The organism is Nocardiopsis sp. LDBS0036, from assembly GCF_041228755.1.
GTDB classification, from domain to species: Bacteria; Actinomycetota; Actinomycetes; order Streptosporangiales; family Streptosporangiaceae; genus Nocardiopsis; species Nocardiopsis dassonvillei.
Window position 1 is genome coordinate 3453624 of sequence record NZ_CP141103.1, and the last position, 16134, is coordinate 3469757.

At 73.0% G+C, this 16134-nt stretch carries 12 protein-coding genes; 5 read left to right on the top strand and 7 right to left on the bottom strand.

Annotated elements, in window-relative coordinates:
• Positions 1–50 precede the first annotated feature (50 nt).
• Both UIS43_RS14510 and UIS43_RS14515 read left to right on the top strand, forming a co-directional pair.
• A complete protein-coding gene (locus UIS43_RS14510) occupies positions 51–1193 on the top strand; it encodes an acyl-CoA dehydrogenase family protein (RefSeq protein WP_013155166.1) in 1143 nt (380 codons plus the stop codon).
• A 36-nt stretch (positions 1194–1229) separates the two neighbouring features.
• Positions 1230–1397 (top strand): hypothetical protein, encoded by a 168-nt coding sequence (locus UIS43_RS14515; RefSeq protein WP_013155167.1) that lies wholly within the window; start codon positions 1230–1232, stop codon positions 1395–1397.
• A 148-nt stretch (positions 1398–1545) separates the two neighbouring features.
• On the opposite strand, the gene UIS43_RS14520 is transcribed toward UIS43_RS14515, so the two are convergent.
• From UIS43_RS14520 to UIS43_RS14535, 4 genes are all read right to left on the bottom strand, one after another.
• A complete protein-coding gene (locus UIS43_RS14520; protein WP_013155168.1) occupies positions 1546–3843 on the bottom strand; it encodes a SpoIIE family protein phosphatase in 2298 nt (765 codons plus the stop codon).
• A gap of 152 nt (positions 3844–3995) precedes the next feature.
• Positions 3996–4697: a metal-dependent transcriptional regulator gene (locus tag UIS43_RS14525; protein ID WP_013155169.1), complete on the bottom strand. Its 702-nt coding sequence runs from the start codon at positions 4695–4697 to the stop codon at positions 3996–3998.
• A 384-nt stretch (positions 4698–5081) separates the two neighbouring features.
• Positions 5082–5735 carry a pyridoxamine 5'-phosphate oxidase gene (gene pdxH / locus UIS43_RS14530; protein ID WP_013155170.1) on the bottom strand — a complete coding sequence of 218 codons (654 nt, stop codon included), beginning with the start codon at positions 5733–5735 and terminating at the stop codon, positions 5082–5084.
• Positions 5736–5786: 51 nt separating this feature from the next.
• Positions 5787–9374, bottom strand: coding sequence for an ABC transporter substrate-binding protein (locus tag UIS43_RS14535; RefSeq protein ID WP_370010328.1), 3588 nt, complete (start codon positions 9372–9374; stop codon positions 5787–5789).
• A 227-nt stretch (positions 9375–9601) separates the two neighbouring features.
• On the opposite strand from UIS43_RS14535, the gene serC reads away from it, so the two are divergent.
• On the top strand, positions 9602–10732 hold the full coding sequence (gene serC, locus UIS43_RS14540; protein WP_071622806.1) for a phosphoserine transaminase: 1131 nt from the start codon (positions 9602–9604) through the stop codon (positions 10730–10732).
• A gap of 92 nt (positions 10733–10824) precedes the next feature.
• The gene (locus UIS43_RS14545) at positions 10825–11826 is read left to right on the top strand and encodes a glycerophosphodiester phosphodiesterase family protein (RefSeq protein ID WP_370010330.1); all 1002 of its coding nucleotides are present in this window, start codon (positions 10825–10827) and stop codon (positions 11824–11826) included.
• A 3-nt stretch (positions 11827–11829) separates the two neighbouring features.
• On the opposite strand, the gene UIS43_RS14550 is transcribed toward UIS43_RS14545, so the two are convergent.
• Positions 11830–12891, bottom strand: a complete 1062-nt coding sequence (locus UIS43_RS14550) for a hypothetical protein (protein ID WP_013155175.1) — start codon at positions 12889–12891, stop codon at positions 11830–11832.
• 92 nt (positions 12892–12983) lie between these two features.
• Here UIS43_RS14550 and UIS43_RS14555 point away from each other — a divergent pair, with 92 nt between their 5' ends.
• Positions 12984–13709, top strand: a complete 726-nt coding sequence (locus UIS43_RS14555) for a 3-keto-5-aminohexanoate cleavage protein (protein ID WP_071622807.1) — start codon at positions 12984–12986, stop codon at positions 13707–13709.
• 194 nt (positions 13710–13903) lie between these two features.
• On the opposite strand, the gene thpR is transcribed toward UIS43_RS14555, so the two are convergent.
• Entirely contained in the window at positions 13904–14494 is a 591-nt protein-coding gene (gene thpR / locus UIS43_RS14560) for an RNA 2',3'-cyclic phosphodiesterase (protein WP_013155178.1), read from the bottom strand.
• Between the two features lie 194 nt (positions 14495–14688).
• Entirely contained in the window at positions 14689–16119 is a 1431-nt protein-coding gene (locus UIS43_RS14565; RefSeq protein WP_370010334.1) for an MFS transporter, read from the bottom strand.
• Positions 16120–16134 lie beyond the last annotated feature (15 nt).

Consider the following 16134-nt stretch of genomic DNA (forward strand, 5'->3'; position numbering starts at 1 on the left):
TTCGGTTACTGTGGCGTCACGCAGGAATCCCCGACACCCCGGAGCAGAGCATGAAGCGGGAACTCTTCGACGCCGACCACGACCTCTTCCGCGCATCGGTGGCCGAGTTCCTCAAGCGCGAGGTCACGCCCCGCCATCCGGAGTGGGAGAGGGACGGGATCGTGCCCCGCGAGGTGTGGACCAGGGCGGGCGAGGTCGGCCTGCTCGGCCACGGCGTGCCCGAGGAGTACGGCGGCACCGGGCTGCGGGACTTCCGCTACAACACCATCGTCAACGAGGAGATCTGCCGGGCCCGCGCCAGCGGCCTGGGCGTCACCCTCCAGAACGACGTCATGGCCCCGTACATGGTCGACCTGACCGACGAGGAGCAGAAGCGGCGCTGGCTGCCGGGGTTCGCCAGCGGCGAACTGATCACCGCCATCGCCATGACCGAACCCGGGGCGGGCAGCGACCTCCAGGGCATCGCCACCTCGGCGGTGCGCGACGGCGACGAGTACGTCGTCAACGGGTCCAAGACCTTCATCACCAACGGCGTCAACGCCGACCTGGTGATCGTGGTCGCCCGGACCGACCCCGACGCGGGCGCGCAGGGCTTCTCGCTGATCGCGGTGGAACGCGGCGCCGCCGGGTTCACCCGGGGCCGCAACCTCGACAAGATCGGCATGAAGGCGCAGGACACCGCCGAGCTGTTCTTCGACGACGTGCGCGTCCCGGCCGCCAACCTCATCGGCCGGGAGGGCGGCGGGTTCGTCCACCTGATGGAGAACCTGCCCCAGGAGCGGTTGTCCATCGCCACCTGCGCGGTGGCCTCCGCCGACGCCGTGCTCCAGCACACCATCGCCTACTGCCGGGAGCGGACCGCCTTCGGCCGTCCGATTGGGCGCTTCCAGAACACCCGTTTTGTTCTGGCCGAGTTGGCCACCGAGGTGGACATCGCCCGCACCTACGTGGACCGCGGCATCGGCCTGCTCAACCGCGGTGAGCTGACCGTGGAGGACGCCGCCATGGCCAAGTGGTGGACCACGGAACTGTGCAACAAGGTCGTGGACCGGTGCCTCCAGCTTCACGGCGGGTACGGGTACATGATGGAATACCCCGTGGCACGGGCCTGGCAGGACACCCGCGTCCAGACGATCTACGGTGGCACCACCGAGATCATGAAGGAGATCGTCGGGCGCGGCCTGGGTCTGTGACCGCACAACCCCCTCCCCAGAAGGGTCGGAGCTGGAATGAGCGGTGCTTGGGACGGCCTCATCGTCATGGGCCTGCTGGTCGTGCTGCTCGTGATCGGGGTGCGCAAGCTCCGGCCCCGGGTCCACATCCCGTGGACCACCAGCGGGATCGTGGTCTTCTTCGTCTTCCTGTGCCTGCTGCTGTGGGCCTGGTCCTGGCGCTAGACAGGACCCTCCTTGACGGGCGGGCCGGTGCCGCGGCCCGCTCCCCCTCCGCGACAGGCGTCAGCGGACCGCCGGCGGCCGCCGAAGGGACGGGCCCGGCGCGTCGCGGCGGTTCCACGACGGCGCCGGGCCCGCAGGCGGCGGGAGGCTAGTCCCGCCCGGCCTTCTCCCCGTCGTCGGCCCTGTGCTGCTCCCCGGTCTCCTCGGAGTGCATGGGCATCTCGAACCAGACCGCCTTGCCGTCCGGGGTCGGCCGCGCCCCCCACCGGCTGGCCAGCTGCTCGACCAGGTACAGGCCGCGGCCGCCCTCGTCGTCGGCGGCGGCGCTGCGGATGCGGGGCAGGCGCAGGTCGTTGTCGAAGACCTCCACCCACACCGTGTTCGCGCCCCGCCGCAGCCGCAGCAGGAACTCCTTCTCCCCGGCCTCCTCGGCGGGTTCGTCGGCCTCCTCGGCCACCGCCTCCAGCAGGTCGGTCCAGTCCTCGTCGAACTCGTCGGCCACCGCGTCGAGCGGGGTCTCGGAGTCCAGCACCCCTCCGCCGGTGAACTCGCGGTGAACCGGGTGCGGGGTGGCGTGGATGACGACGTTGGTGACGATCTCCGAGACCAGCAGGCAGGCCAGCTCGGCCTGGTCGCGGTCCACCCCCCACTCGCTGAAGGTGTGGGCCGCCATGTGGCGGGCCTCGCCCACGGTGGAGGCCTCCGAGGGGAACCAGCCCTCGCGCAGCGCCAGCTCCTCGGAGTGGGTGCGCACGACCAGCAGAGCGGTGTCGTCGTCGTGTTCGCCCGGGACGCTGTGCACGGCCGCCTCGGCGATCTGGTCCACGTCCTTGTCGGCGACCTCGGCCACCCGCTCCGCCAGCAGCTCGAAGGCGCTCTCGGGGTCCGCCCTGCCCCCGGCCGGGCGCCGGTCCACGAGCCCGTCGGTGTACAGGACCAGGGTGGCGCCGATGGGCAGGCGCAGGTTGGCCTGGTGGTAGACCACGTCCTCGCCCGATCCGCCCTTGGCCCGCACGCCCAGCATGCGGTCGGTGACCTCCAGGTCGATCTTCTCCACCGACTCGGAGGTGACCAGCAGCGGGGGCGCGTGCCCGGCGTTGGCGTAGGACAGCTCGCGCGACCAGGCGTCGTAGACCATGTACAGGCAGCTGACGCTGGGGATCCAGGTGCCGCCCTCCTCGTCCTCCTGGCCCAGCTGGCGGACCCACTCGTCGAGTTCGCGCAGGATGTCGGCGGGCTCGCGGTCGGCCTGGGCGAAGGCGCGCAGCGCGGCGCGCAGCTGGCCCATGACGGCGGCGGCGTGCGGGCCGCGGCCCTCGACGTCGCCGATGACCAGGCCCACGCGTCCGGCGGAGAGCGGGATGGCGTCGTAGAAGTCCCCGCCGATCTGGGTCTGGACCCCGTACCCGTCGGAGCGCAGCGGTCCCGCGGGCAGGTAGCGGTGGGCCGCGGTCAGCCCGTCCAGCCGGGGCAGGCTGCTGGGCAGCAGGCTGCGCTGGAAGGCCAGCGCGGTGCTGCGCTCCTGCTCGAACAGGCGGGCGTTGTCGATGGCCAGGGCCACGCGGGAGGCGATGGCGCCGACGAGGTCGCGGTCGAAGCCCCCGTAGGTGCTCTTCTGCCGCGGGGAGAGCCCGGACAGCGCCAGGGTGAGCACGCCCAGCACCTCGCCGCGGGCCCGCAGCGGGGCGGCGATGGCGGAGGTGACGCCGACCTGGCGCGAGACCTGGTCGGAGCGCGTGCTGGGCGAGTTCTCGAACAGGTACTCGCTGCTGACCACCGTCTCCAGGCGGCGCAGGGCCTGGGTGACGAAGTGGCGTTCGGGGTAGCGGACCTCGTCGCCGACCTCGAACCAGGTGCGCGGCGGGGGCGTCCACCCCTCGGCGTGCACCGACACCTGTCTGACCAGGCGGTCGCGGTCGTAGAGGTCGATGAAGCAGTGGTCGGCGAACTGCGGCACGAGGATGCCCGCGACCCCCCTGACCGTGGAGTCGAACTCCAGGGAGCTGGTCAGGCGGCTGCCGATGCGCTCCAGCAGGCCGTACTGCTCCTCCACCCGTCCGCTGCGCAGGGCCTCCCTGGCGATCAGGGTGATGCCGTCGATCTCGCCGGCCTCGTTGTGCATGGGCACGGCCTGGGCGCGCACGTGGATCCAGGTCGAGTCGCCCCGGAGCACCGCGAAGGTGCCCTCCCACGGCTCGCCGCGCAGGACGCGCCGGGCCAGCTGGGAGGCGTGCTCCCGGTCGGACTCGTGGATACCGATGTCGAGCAGGGAGAGGCCGACGTAGTCGCGACCGCCCACGAACCCGAACAGCTCGCGCGCGAAGGGGTTCCAGTAGCGCAGGAGGCTGGCCCGGTCGATGACGACGATGGCGATCTGCGCCTGGTCCGCCACGGCGGCCGCGGCGAGCGCGTCACCCTTGGGGAAGGGCTCACCCCACCGTGTCATCTAGCCGCCACCTCGCCGTCATGAGCTGCATACATGCCCGCTCCGGGTACCCCGAACGACCGCACCTTGGAGCGAGCGTAGCAACACCGTCAACGTTCCCGCAGCGCAATGTGACAATCCTGATGAGCAACCAATCAACGCGTCCGTACGGTTCACGGCTTGGCGACGAAGATGTGCCCGGCGACGAGCGCCGAGAGCTCGGTTTCCCCGGTCTCACCGTCGGTCACGCGGACCCCGTCGTCAGAGGCTCGCAAGACCACTTCCTGTCCCGGTTGTACCCCGGATCGGCGCAAGGTGAGCATGATGTCGGCGTCCGACTGGATCTGCTCGCTGATACGCCGCACGGTGACCGTGGTCTCGCTGTTCCCGGCGACGTCGATCATCGGGACGATCGAGTCGTCGGTGAAGGGCTCGGGGGAGTAGTCCTCCAGGCCCAGCTCGTCCAGGCCCGGGATCGGGTTGCCGTGCGGGCACACCGAGGGGGCGTTGAGCAGCGTGACCAGACGCTCCTCCACGGCCTCGGAGATGACGTGCTCCCAGCGGCAGGCCTCGATGTGCACGTCCTCCCAGGGGAGTCCGATGACGTCCACGAGCAGGCGCTCGGCGAGCCGGTGCTTGCGCATGACGTGGGTGGCCAGGCGGCGCCCCTCGGCGGTCATGACCAGGTGCCTGTCGTTCTCCACCCGCAGCAGGCCGTCGCGCTCCATGCGGGCCACGGTCTGGCTCACCGTGGGGCCGCTCTGGTGCAGGCGTTCGGCGATACGGGCCCGAAGCGGGACGATGCCCTCCTCTTCGAGCTCGAAGACCGTACGGAGGTACATCTCCGTGGTGTCGATCAGCCCGTGTGCGGTCAAGTCTCCCCTCCCAAGGCTCTGTGCCCGGCGCGCGGTCACGACGGGCACGGCGGGTCTCTCACAACACAGGCCGGGGCGACGTGATTCCCAGGGGCCGAGTGGGGACCGGGGCGTCCGCAGGACCGCGGGAGCGACCACCGATACACGCAAGCATATCGTGGCGCGGGGCGCCCGGATTTCTGCCCGGTCTCACGATGCGGATACGTTCTCCCCCTGCGGCAAGGGCACTTGGTCACGCAGACGGGGGCCTTCCAGCCCACCGCGTGCGCCGGAGGGGCGTCGGGCCGTCGCCCACCTGCGGGAACCGCCCCCGAACTCCCGTACGAAGCGGCCAAGATCACTCTCGGAAGCGGCGCGCGACGAGCGCGTCACCGGACGGCCCGGTCAGGGCGCCAGGCGCTCCACGCTCCAGGAACCGTCGGGTTCGCGCAGGTAGCGGAACCGGTCGTGCATGCGGTCGGCACCGCCCTGCCAGAACTCCACCTCGCTCGGCACGAGCCGGAAGCCGCCCCAGTAGGCGGGCCGGGGGATCTCCTCCTCGGCGGCCCAGACCGTGTCGAACTCCCGGTAGAGCCGGTCGAGTTCGGCCCGGTCCGCCACCGGCCGCGACTGGCGCTCGCTGGCCCAGGCGCCCAGCTGGGAGCCGCGCGGACGCGAGGCGAAGTAGCGGTCGTTCTCCTCGTCGCTGAGCCGCTCCACCCGTCCGGCCAGCAGGACCTGGCGCCGGATGGCGTGCCAGGGGAAGACCGCGCTGGCGCGCGGGTCGGCCTCCAGGGCCCGTCCCTTGCGCGAGGTGTAGTTGGTGAAGAAGCGCAGTCCCGTGCTGTCGTAACCCTTCATCAGCACGGTGCGGGCGCGGGGCATGCCCGAGGGCTCCACGGACGCCAGGACCATGGCGTTGGGTTCGGCCAGTCCGGAGTCGTAGGCCTCGTCGAACCACAGGTGGAACTGCGTCATGGGGTGGTCGGCGAGGCCGGAGCGCCTCAGGGGCGCGCCCAGGTACGGTTTGCGCAGTTCGGCGGGGTCTTGGTGGTCCACACGGGGCATCCTCTCGTGTCGGGTGCCGCGCGCGCCACCCGGACCCGCGCGTCAGGCGCATGCCGGTCCGGGGTCGACCGTGCCCGTGCTGACCTGGCCGCAGGCGGCGATCACGTGCTGGCGTTCGCCGTCCGAGCCCAGCGGGCCGACCACGACGAGCTGGACCATGCGGTCGCGGTACCAGTTGCCCTCGGAGGGTTCCCCGAAGCCGAGGTAGCCGGAGACGGCGGACAGGTTGTGCGTGCCCTGGATGTTCTCCACGAGCGCCTGCTGCTCCTGCTCGTACCCGGCGTCGGTGCCCAGGAACGGCGAGGGCCGCTCGGTGGGCGCGGCCGAGGCCTCCCGGGGCCCGTCGCTCTGGGGGAGGGGGTGGGAGATGCCCCGCAGCGCGCGTGAGACCACCTTGAGCGCGTCGTGGGCGACGGCGGCGTGGGTGATCGAGGGCATGCCGCCGTCGGCCGCCACGGCCTCGGCGTCGGTCCCCCGCTCCTCCCCGGTCTCCTCGTCCTCCTCCTGGCCGTTGTAGAGCTCCCCGATGAGGGCGTCGGCCTCGGCGTAGAAGGCGCGCTCGCTGCCGCGCGTGTACTGGCTCCAGGCGCCGCTGGCGGCGAGCGGGGTGTAGAAGACGGGGTACCCGGAGGCGTGGCCGAGCGTCTCGGCGTGGTCGGTGACGAACTTGGCGATGTCGTCCCCGCCGAGGATGTCGACCCCGGCCTCCACGCACATCCCCTCCTCCTGGATCTGGTTGTGGAAGTCCATGAAGTCGGTGGAGCGGCCCGCGAAGTAGATGACGTCGGGCGGGTCCTCGGCGCACACCCGCGACAGCTGGTCGGCCTGGGTGGGGCCGCCGTCCTGGTAGGGCAGCACGCCGGGGAAGGGGTCGGCGCCGCCGTCGGCGAGGGTGACGGGGTGGGCCTGCCCGCCGTCCGTCCAGGGCTGGCCGCCCAGGGCGCGGAAGGCGTTCATGAACCGCACCGCCAGGTGGGGGCCGTAGCTCTCCCCCTCCTGGTTGTCGGCGATGGCCACGGCGGTGCGGGCGGGGCCCAGCGACTCGGGCTCCTGCCCCTCGACCAGCCCCTCGCCCGTCCACGGCACGCCGCGGTAGGCCCACAGGGCGGCCTGGTCGGCCAGGCGGGTGTTGGAGGGCGCCACGGGGAAGAAGTACTGGCTGTACTTGCCCGAGGTCTCCATGGCCACGTCGTCGAAGGTGGCGGTGGTGCCGACCATGGGGATCCGGGCCCCGCTGAGGACGCGGACGGCCTCGGTGTTGGGCTGGACGCTGTGGCCGAAGCCGACGGCGGCCACCGGCCGGTCCATGCCCAGGCCCTCGTCCTGGGCGCGTTCGACGATCGTCTCGGCGGTCTCGCGCGCGTACCGCCAGCCCTCGCCGGTGTTGGCGATCAGGATCTTGATCCGGGGCAGGGAGGCGTCGCCCGAGGCGTTGTGCTCGGCCTGCTGGTGGGCCAGGCCCAGCAGCTCGCCCTGGACCCCGGCCAGGGACAGGTCGCTGCCGCCGGTGGTGCTGAGTTCGGCGACGTAGGCGATGGTGACGTGGTTCTCGTCGTCCTCGTCGATCCGCTCGTTCTGCTCGTGGATGCGCTCGGTGACCTCGCGCAGGCGCTCGTGGAAGACGAAGTCGCCGAAGGTCACCCCGACGCAGTCCTTGCCGTGCCGTTCGATGCCCCGGGGCGTCCAGACCCCGCCCGACGCGCACGGGTTGAAGCGCTCGGCCACGACCGGGCCGACCACCCACAGGGCCAGGACGGCGACGGCGGTGGCCGCGGCGGTCGCCGTGGCCGCGACCCCGGTGATCGCACCGGCGGTGAGCACCCGGGCGCGCTCGGGCGGGTCGGGGTTGCCCGCCCAGGCGGAGGAGTCGGCCGGGATCCGCAGGGTGAGCAGCCGGGAGCGGCCCAGCACCCCGGCGGCGTGGCGCTCGCGCAGCCACCGCGACACCGCCTCCTCGGGGCGGCTGCCGTTCTCGGCCTCGGGCAGCGTGGGGTAGCGGGAGACGTCCACCCGGTCGTCCACCAGCGGCCGGGTGCCGCGGTCGCGCACCTGCACGACGAGCAGGGGGTCGGGGAAGGCGCGGCGCAGCCGCTCGTCCTCGATGAGGCGGACCAGGTAGCGGCCGACCCGGTCGAGGCGGTCCTGGTCCACGAGGAGCACGGGGCGCTGGCGGCGCCCGCGGCGCGGGGAGAACGGGCGGCGCCCCGGGGAGCCGCCGTGGGTGTGCGCGAGGTCGTCGAGGAAGGCGTTGACGGCGAGCCGGTGGACGCCGGGCGGACGCTCTCCGCGCGGGCGTTCGGCGGCGTCGTCGTCCTTCCCGCGCTCGGGCCGCTCCTGCGGGGGCACGACCGCGACGACCGCGTGCCGTCGGCGGCGCGGGGCCAGGGTCGCCCACCAGCCGTCGTGCGCGGGCGTGGTGTCGGGGCGCTCGGGAGGGCGGCCGCCACCGGCCCCGCCGGGCTCACCGCGTTCTCCGTCGGCCCCGGGGTCGCGGACGAGGCGTCCGGTGAGGCGTCGGCGGTTGAGCAGGTTGAGGACGTGGACGCCGCGGGCGCGGTGGTTGCGCGGGACCGACTCCTTGTCGTCGCTGGCGGCCTGGGTGTCCACCACGTACCGGTGGTGGTTGAGCCAGCGGTAGGAGCGCCAGGGCAGGACGAGGAAGAGGCCGAGGCAGGCGTAGACGACCGCCAGCAGCAGGCCCACGCCCAGCGTGACCAGGTTGTTCAGCCCCTGGAGCACGAGCCCGAAGACACCGGCGACGACACCGCCCAGGATGACGGGCGCGGCCAGGGTGGCGAGGTTGAGGAGGAAGCCCCAGGGGGTGAGCACGTGTGTGTCGGCCTTGCCGAAGGTCACCCGTCCGGTGAGGCGGGCGACGAACACGGCGGTCCGCTGGAAGGCGCGGTCGTAGAGGCCGCGCAGGCCCGAGCGCAGGCGGTGGGGGTAGCGGCGCACGGCCCCGGTGCCGTCCGCCGCCCGGTCGGCGCCGCGGTCCGCGCCCCGGCCGTGTTCGAGCTTGGCCCGGCTCAGCTCGGCGACGACGTAGATCTGCGCCTTGGCGTTGGCGTCGAGGTCGGCCTCGTCCTGGACGACCTCCTCCCCCGAGACCGCGGAGCGGATGGCGCCGAGCCTGCACACGCGCAGCCACAGCAGGGAGCGCAGCCGCGCGAAGCGGGGCCAGGGCGGGGGCCTGCGCCCGCGCTCCTTGGCGGGCCGTACGGCGTCGGCCTCGGCCAGCAGGCCCGACATCAGGTCGTAGAGCTCCTCGGTGGTGGCGTGGGCCTCGTGCGCCCGGGACCGCGCCCCGGGCGCGGGGGCGTCGGAGGGGCGCGGGGGCAGCCGCCAGACCGGCTGGTCGCCGCAGCGCTCGGTGAGCACCCGCAGCAGGGCCTCGCGGTCGGCGCCCTCCTCCAGTTCCAGGTCGAGCACGGGCGGGGGCTCGGCCACGTCGCCGCGCTGGGCGCCGCCGCGGTTGCCGACGGGGAGCCTGCGGGCGGCCCGCCGCTCCATCCTGCCCATGAGGCGGGTGTCGGCCCTTGTGGGGCGTACGCGCAGGGCGTCGAAGACCCGCAGGAAGGCGCTGCCCTCACGCCCGCGGGCGGTCTCGGGGTCGGTGCTGCTGTCGGCCACGTGTGGACGCCCCTCCGTATCGCGCGTCGTGTTCTGGCGTTCCCCCCGAAACCCCTCCCATAAGACCGCACTCCTAGCGGAAAATGCACCTGTATGAATGGAAATGCGACTGGCCTATACCGGCCAGAACCTTTGGGAACGTGACATAGCGCCCGCTTCCCCGCTTCATTTCAGGAGCCCCAACAGCGGCCCTGACCGGCTCTGCCGCCTCCACCGCCACTACGCTGGTGGTCGTGACCGACGAGATTCAGATCCCCGCGAACCTGCTGCCCTCCGACGGCCGTTTCGGCAGCGGCCCGTCCAAAGTCCGCCCCGCCCAGATCGAGGCCCTGGCCGCCTCCGGCTCCCGCTACATGGGCACCTCCCACCGGCAGAAGCCGGTCAAGTCCCTGGTCTCCCGGGTCCGCTCCGGGGTGAGCGAGCTGTTCTCCCTCCCCGACGGCTACGAGGTGGTCCTCGGCAACGGCGGCACCACCGCCTTCTGGGACATCGCCGCGCACGGCCTGCTGCGCGAGAAGTCCCAGCACCTCGCCTTCGGCGAGTTCTCCAGCAAGTTCGCGAAGGTCGCCAAGGGCGCGCCCTGGCTCCAGGAGCCCACCGTCATCAGCACCGACCCGGGCAGCCACGGCGAGCCCGCGGCCGAGGCCGGCGTGGACGTGTACGCGCTGACCCACAACGAGACGTCCACCGGTGTGGCCGCGCCCATCAGGCGCGTGGCGGGCGCCGACGAGGACGCGCTCGTCCTCGTGGACGCCACCAGCGGCGCGGGCGGCCTGCCGGTCGACATCGCCGAGACCGACGTCTACTACTTCGCGCCGCAGAAGAGCTTCGCCGCCGACGGCGGGCTGTGGCTGGCCGTCATGTCGCCCCGGGCCCTGGCCCGCGTGGAGGAGATCGCGGCGAGCGGCCGCTACGTGCCGGAGTTCTTCTCGCTGCCCACGGCGATCGACAACTCCCGCAAGGACCAGACCTACAACACCCCGGCCGTGGCCACGCTGCTGCTGCTCGCCGAGCAGCTGGAGTGGATGAACGGCCAGGGCGGCCTGGAGTGGACCGTGGCGCGCACCGCCGAGTCCTCCTCGGTCCTCTACGACTGGGCGGAGAAGTCGCCGGTCGCGACGCCGTTCGTCACCGACCCGTCCAAGCGCTCTCAGGTGGTCGGCACCATCGACTTCAGCGACGACGTGGACGCCGCCGCGGTGGCCCGGGTCCTGCGCGCCAACGGCGTGGTCGACACCGAGCCCTACCGCAAGCTGGGCCGCAACCAGCTGCGCGTGGCCATGTTCCCGGCGATCGACCCGGACGACGTGCGCGCGCTCACCGAGTGCGTGGACCACGTGCTCACCGAGCTGTCCTGACCCGTTCGCCCCGCGTTGCACAATGGAGGCCGACCCGCGTCGGGTCGGCCTCCCCCTTTTCCCGGCATCTCGCTTCTCAGGACGGTTCGGCTGTGCGCAGGAACAAGAAGGAACCCCCCATCAAGATCATCTCGCACCGCGGTGCGTCGGGGCACCGCCCCGAGCACACGCTGGCCTCCTACGAGCTGGGGGCCCGGCACGGCGGCGACTTCATCGAGATGGACCTGGTCTCGACCAGGGACGGGAGGCTGGTCTGCCGCCACGAGCAGGAGATCGGCGAGACCACGGACGTGGCCGAGCGCCCCGAGTTCGCCGACCGGCGCACCACGCGCACCGTCGACGGGCGCGAGGTGACCGGGTTCTTCGCCCAGGACTTCACGCTGGAGGAGATCCGGACGCTGCGCGCGGTGGAGCGCCTCCGGGACGTGCGCGCGGACAACGCCGTGATGGACGGGACCTACGGGATCCCGACCCTGGAGGAGGTCATCGAGCTGGCGCTGGCGCTGACCAAGGAGCTGGGCCGCCCGATCGGGATCTACCCCGAGACCAAGCACCCCGCCTACCACGAGGCGCAGGGCCTGGAGCTGGAGCCGGTGCTAATCCAGGCCCTGCGCGAGGCGGGGCTGACGGGCCCCGAGCCGCTGGTGCCGGTGTTCCTCCAGTCCTTCGAGGCCGACAGCCTGCGCAAGCTGGCCGTGACGGAGCTGCCGCTGGTCTACCTCATGGGCTCCGAGGAGCGCTGGCTGCACCACACCGCGCCGGACGGCCTGGCCGAGGTGGCGACGTTCGCGCACGCGATCGGCCCGGCCAAGAGCCTGGTCGTGCCCGTGGAGGACGGGGTGCTCGGGGAGCCGACCGACCTGGTGGAGAACGCGCACGCGGCCGGGCTCCTGGTGCACCCGTACACGTTCCGCAGCGAGAACCACTTCCTTCCCGCCGAGCTGCGCTCGGAAGGCGGACCGGGCGACTACGGCTCCTTCGCCGCCGAGTACGAGGCCTTCTTCGAGGCCGGGGTGGACGGCGTGTTCACCGACTTCTCCCGGCACGCCTTCCTGGCGCGCGAGCACTTCCTGGACCCGCAGCCCGAGGAGTAGGGGTCAGCCCCGTCGGGCCAGCAGGACGATCGCGACGATGACCAGGGCGGCGACCGCGCCGCCGCCCACGATGAAGGGCAGCGCCCCCCGCGTCTCGGGCTCGACGGTCCCGCCCTCCCCCGCGGGCGCCTCCCGCGCGGCGACCTCCCGCACCGGGGGCTCCTCGGCGAGGTAGCGGTCCTCCAGCGGGATCCGCCAGACCGGCGCCCCGGGTCCCTCGGTCCCGGCCATGAGGGCGGTGCCGTCGGGGGTGAAGGCGATGGCCTCGCCCTGGTCGGACTCGGGCAGGTCGAAGGCGCCCAGGGAGGAGCCCGGCACGCCCCCGGTGGCGTCGTAGACCGTGGCCCCCCAGTAGGTGCGGACCACGTAGCGGCTGCCGTCAGGGCTGAAGGCGGCGTCGGTGGCGAACAGGGGCGCCGAGTCGATCCGCTCCAGGATGTGCTCGGCCCCCGGTTCGAGCTCCTCGGGCGCGGCGTACAGGCCGCCGGAGAACTCCTTGGTCACCACGTACATCCGGCCGTCGCGGGGGTCGACCATCAGCGACTCGGCGTCGCGTCCCCCGTCCTCGTAGGTGAAGGTGAACACCTGCGGGTCGACCGCCGTGTCGGCGAGCGCCCCGGGTTCGGGGAAGCGGTGGACGCTGACGTCGGGCCAGCCGCCGTCGAAGTTGTCGCCGATGTCGGCCACCAGGACCGACGGCGTCCCGTCGGGGGCCTCGGCGACCGTGATCGCCTCCCAGTCACGGCGGTCCAGGTTCAGCGTGACCGTGGCGAGGGTGTGCCCCTCCTCGTCGACCGCGTACACCTCGTTCAGGTGCTCGCCGCTGTCGTTGTGGGTCCACCACACGCCTTCGTGCAGCAGGGAGGGGGCGATTCCACTGGACTCGGAGATCCTCGGGTCCTGGAACTCGAAGGCGATCTCGGAGCCCTCGGGCCCCTCGCCTCCGCGGGGGTAGTCGACACCACCGGTGCCGGGGTCGCTCGGGTCCTCGGGGAAGGCCAGGGCCGGGGCGGCCGGGAGGGTCGCGAAGAGGGCTGCGGCGGCAAGAACGAGCGGAGTTCTCATGACCGACATCCTGCCAGGGAACGCCACGGATGGCTTGTACCCGTGCGGTAACGGGCACATTGGGCTTACGGAGCGCCGTTAGGAGGGCACCCATGAGGATCGTCGCCTGTCTCAACGGGGACCGCCGCCCCGGAGCGCACCCCGCCCTGCCCGTGTCCGTGGACCAGCTGGTGGCGGACGCGCACGCGGTGGTGGCGGCGGGCGCGACCGAGCTGCACCTGCATCCGCGCGACCCCACCGGAGCCGAGTCGCTGGCGCCCCAGGTGGTGGGCCCCCTCATGGAGCGGCTGCGCGCCGACGGGCCGCGGGTGCCGGTGTCGCTGACCACGTCGCTGTCGGCGGAGTCGGATCCGTGGCGGCGCTACGACCTGGTGCAGCGCTGGGCCTCGTCGGCGCTGCCGGACTCGGTCACCGTGAACCTGCACGAGGCGGGCTCGGTGGACCTGGCGCACCTGCTGGAGGACCGCCGGATCGGGGTGGAGGCCGGGGTGTGGACGGTGGAGGCCGCGCGCATCCTCGTCGCCACGAAGCTCAGGGTGGCGGCGGTACTGGTGGAGCCCACGCAGGTCGCGGTGGAGGACGCCCGGCGCAACGCCGAGGCGATCTGCTCCCTGCTGGACCGGGCGGGGGCGAACCAGCCGCGGCTGCTGCACGGGGCCGACGCGACGGCCTGGCCGGTCCTGGAGACGGCGGTGGCCTCGGGCTACGACATCCGGATGGGGCTGGAGGACACCATGCGGCTGCCCGACGGCGGGGAGGCGCACGACAACGCGGACCTGATCACGCGCGCGGTGAGCCTGGCCTCCGCCTCCGCGTGACCCCGGGACGGCGGGGAGAGCGGCCGGTGACCGTCGGGGCGGGGGCGGGCCGCCGTCGTCGGCCTGGCGCACGCCGGTCGGGGGCCGCCGCGCGGCGGCTCAGCCGACGAGGGCGCCCAGGAGCACGATGAGCATGATGCCCCCCAGAACCACGGGCAGCAGCCAGCGCTGCTTGCGGTTGTTGGTGAGCATGCTCATGACGTGCTCCGCTCAGGAGGTCGGGTGGGATCCGCCTCCCAGCCTAACCGCCAGGTCCGGACGGTTCGGTAGCGGTCCTCCCGCTCCGGCCTGCTCTCCACCAGGTGCGCCTCGCGGACCGGCCACCCGTGGCCTGGCAGCGGGCCGAGGGCGTCGGCGGTTCCGGTGAGGTCGCGCGCGGGACGGCTGCGGGCCACCGTGATGTGCGGCACGTAGGGGCGGTTCTCGACGGGTACGCCGACTTCGGCGGCGGCGGCGCGCAGTCCGTCGGCGAGGGCGTGGAGGGACGCGGTGTCGCCGCCGAGCCCGGCCCAGAGCACGGAGGCGCGGCGGAGGTCGCCCGGAAAGGCTCCCCAGCCCTCGGCGGTGATGCGGAAGGGCCGGTGCCCGCGGGCCTCCCGGCCGAGGGCGTCGCCGAGCGCGGGCAGGAGGGCCTCGTCCACCTCGCCGAGGAAGACCAGGGTGAGGTGCCACTCGCCGGGATCGGCCCAGCGCAGGCCGGGGGTGTGGCCGCGGCCCCGGTCGACGGCCCGGCGCAGCGCGTGCGCCGTGTCGGGGGGCGGGTCCAGTGCCGCGAACAGTCTCATGCCCCCATTCTCCCCGGGAGCCGCGGCCTGCCCGGCGGTTGCGGTCTGTCGGGGGCGCCGGGTCCGCTCCCCGGGAAGTCCGCCGGAGCCCCGCCGGGCCCGCGGGCGGCCGGTTCGGCGGCGACACGGGCTCCGAAGGGCCGGAACGGCCGCCCCGGTCGTGCCCCGAGGACGGCGGGGCACGACCGGGAGTCTCAGGTACGGGTGACCGTGTCCGGTCGGGTCCCGTCCCCGTCCGGGACGAGGCGGACCCGGGTGGAGCCGTCCGGGAGGCGCTCGGCGTCCACCCGCTCGCGCTCCGCCTCCGGGGCCTCCTCGCGCTCGCTCCCGGTCTCCGCGGTCTCCTCCTCGGCGGTCGCCTCCTCGGCGGTCTCCGCGTCCGAGGAGGGGCGCCGCCCCGGGAGCACGTCGCGCGGGCGCACGCCCTTGGCGCGGAAGAGCAGGGCGGAGATGACCGCGACGACCACGAGGGTCACCGCACCGCCGATGACCAGGCTCGTCTCCGGGCCGAAGGTGTCGGCGAGCAGGCCCACCACGGGCGCGCCGATGGGCGCCACGCCCATGAACACCAGCAGGAACATGCTCATGACGCGTCCGCGCATCCGCGGGTCCACGCTGAGCTGGAAGGTGGCGTTGAGCGTGGTCACGTACGTCATGAAGGCCACGCCCATGGGCACCAGCACCAGGACGAACGGCACGTAGCCGGGCATGAGCCCGGCGACGACCTGGAGCGCGCCGAAGGCCAGCGACCCGATCAGCACCAGCCGCAGCCGGGGCCGGTCGCGGCGGGCGGCCAGCAGGGCGCCGGCGAGGGCGCCGACGGCCAGGAAGGCGGCGGCCACGCCGAACGCGTCGGCTCCGGCCTCGAACACGTTGTTGACCATCAGCGCGATCTGGTTCTGGCTGTTGGCGCCGAAGAACTGCGTGGCGGCGGCCAGCACCAGCAGCAGGACCAGGTCGCGCCTGCCGCCGATGTAGCGCAGCCCCTCCCGGATCTGCCCCTTGCCCCGGGCCACCCGCTCGGTGGGGTTGAGCTCGGAGGTGCGGATCATCATCAGGGCGAGGATGGTGAACCCGAACGACGCGCCGTTGATGAGGAAGACCGGTCCGCTGCCGATGACCGCGATGAGCAGACCGGCGACGGCCGGACCGGTCACCCGGCCGAGCTGGAAGCTGGCGCTGTTGAGCGCGATGGCGTTGGACAGGTGCTCGCGCTCGACCATCTCCGGGACGAAGGCCTGCCGCCCGGGGTTGTCGAGCACGGTGATCAGGCCGAGCACGAAGGCGAACAGGTACACGTGCCAGACCTGCGCGGCCCCCGCGGTGGCCAGGATTCCGAGGCCGACCGCGAGCACGCCCATGGCGGCCTGGGTGCACACCAGCAGCCTGCGCTTGTCCAGCCGGTCGACCAGCGCCCCGCCCCACAGCCCGAAGAGGAGCAGCGGCAGGAACTGGAGGGCGGTGGTCATGCCGAGCGCGATACCGCTGCCCCCGCTGAGCTGGAGGACCAGCCAGTCCTGCGCGATGCGCTGCATCCACGTGCCGGGGTTGGACAGCAGCTGGCCCAGGGCGTACAGCCGGTAGTTGCGGTTGGCCAGGGACCGGAACATGGCGATACGCCGCATCAGTCCCTCCCCTCG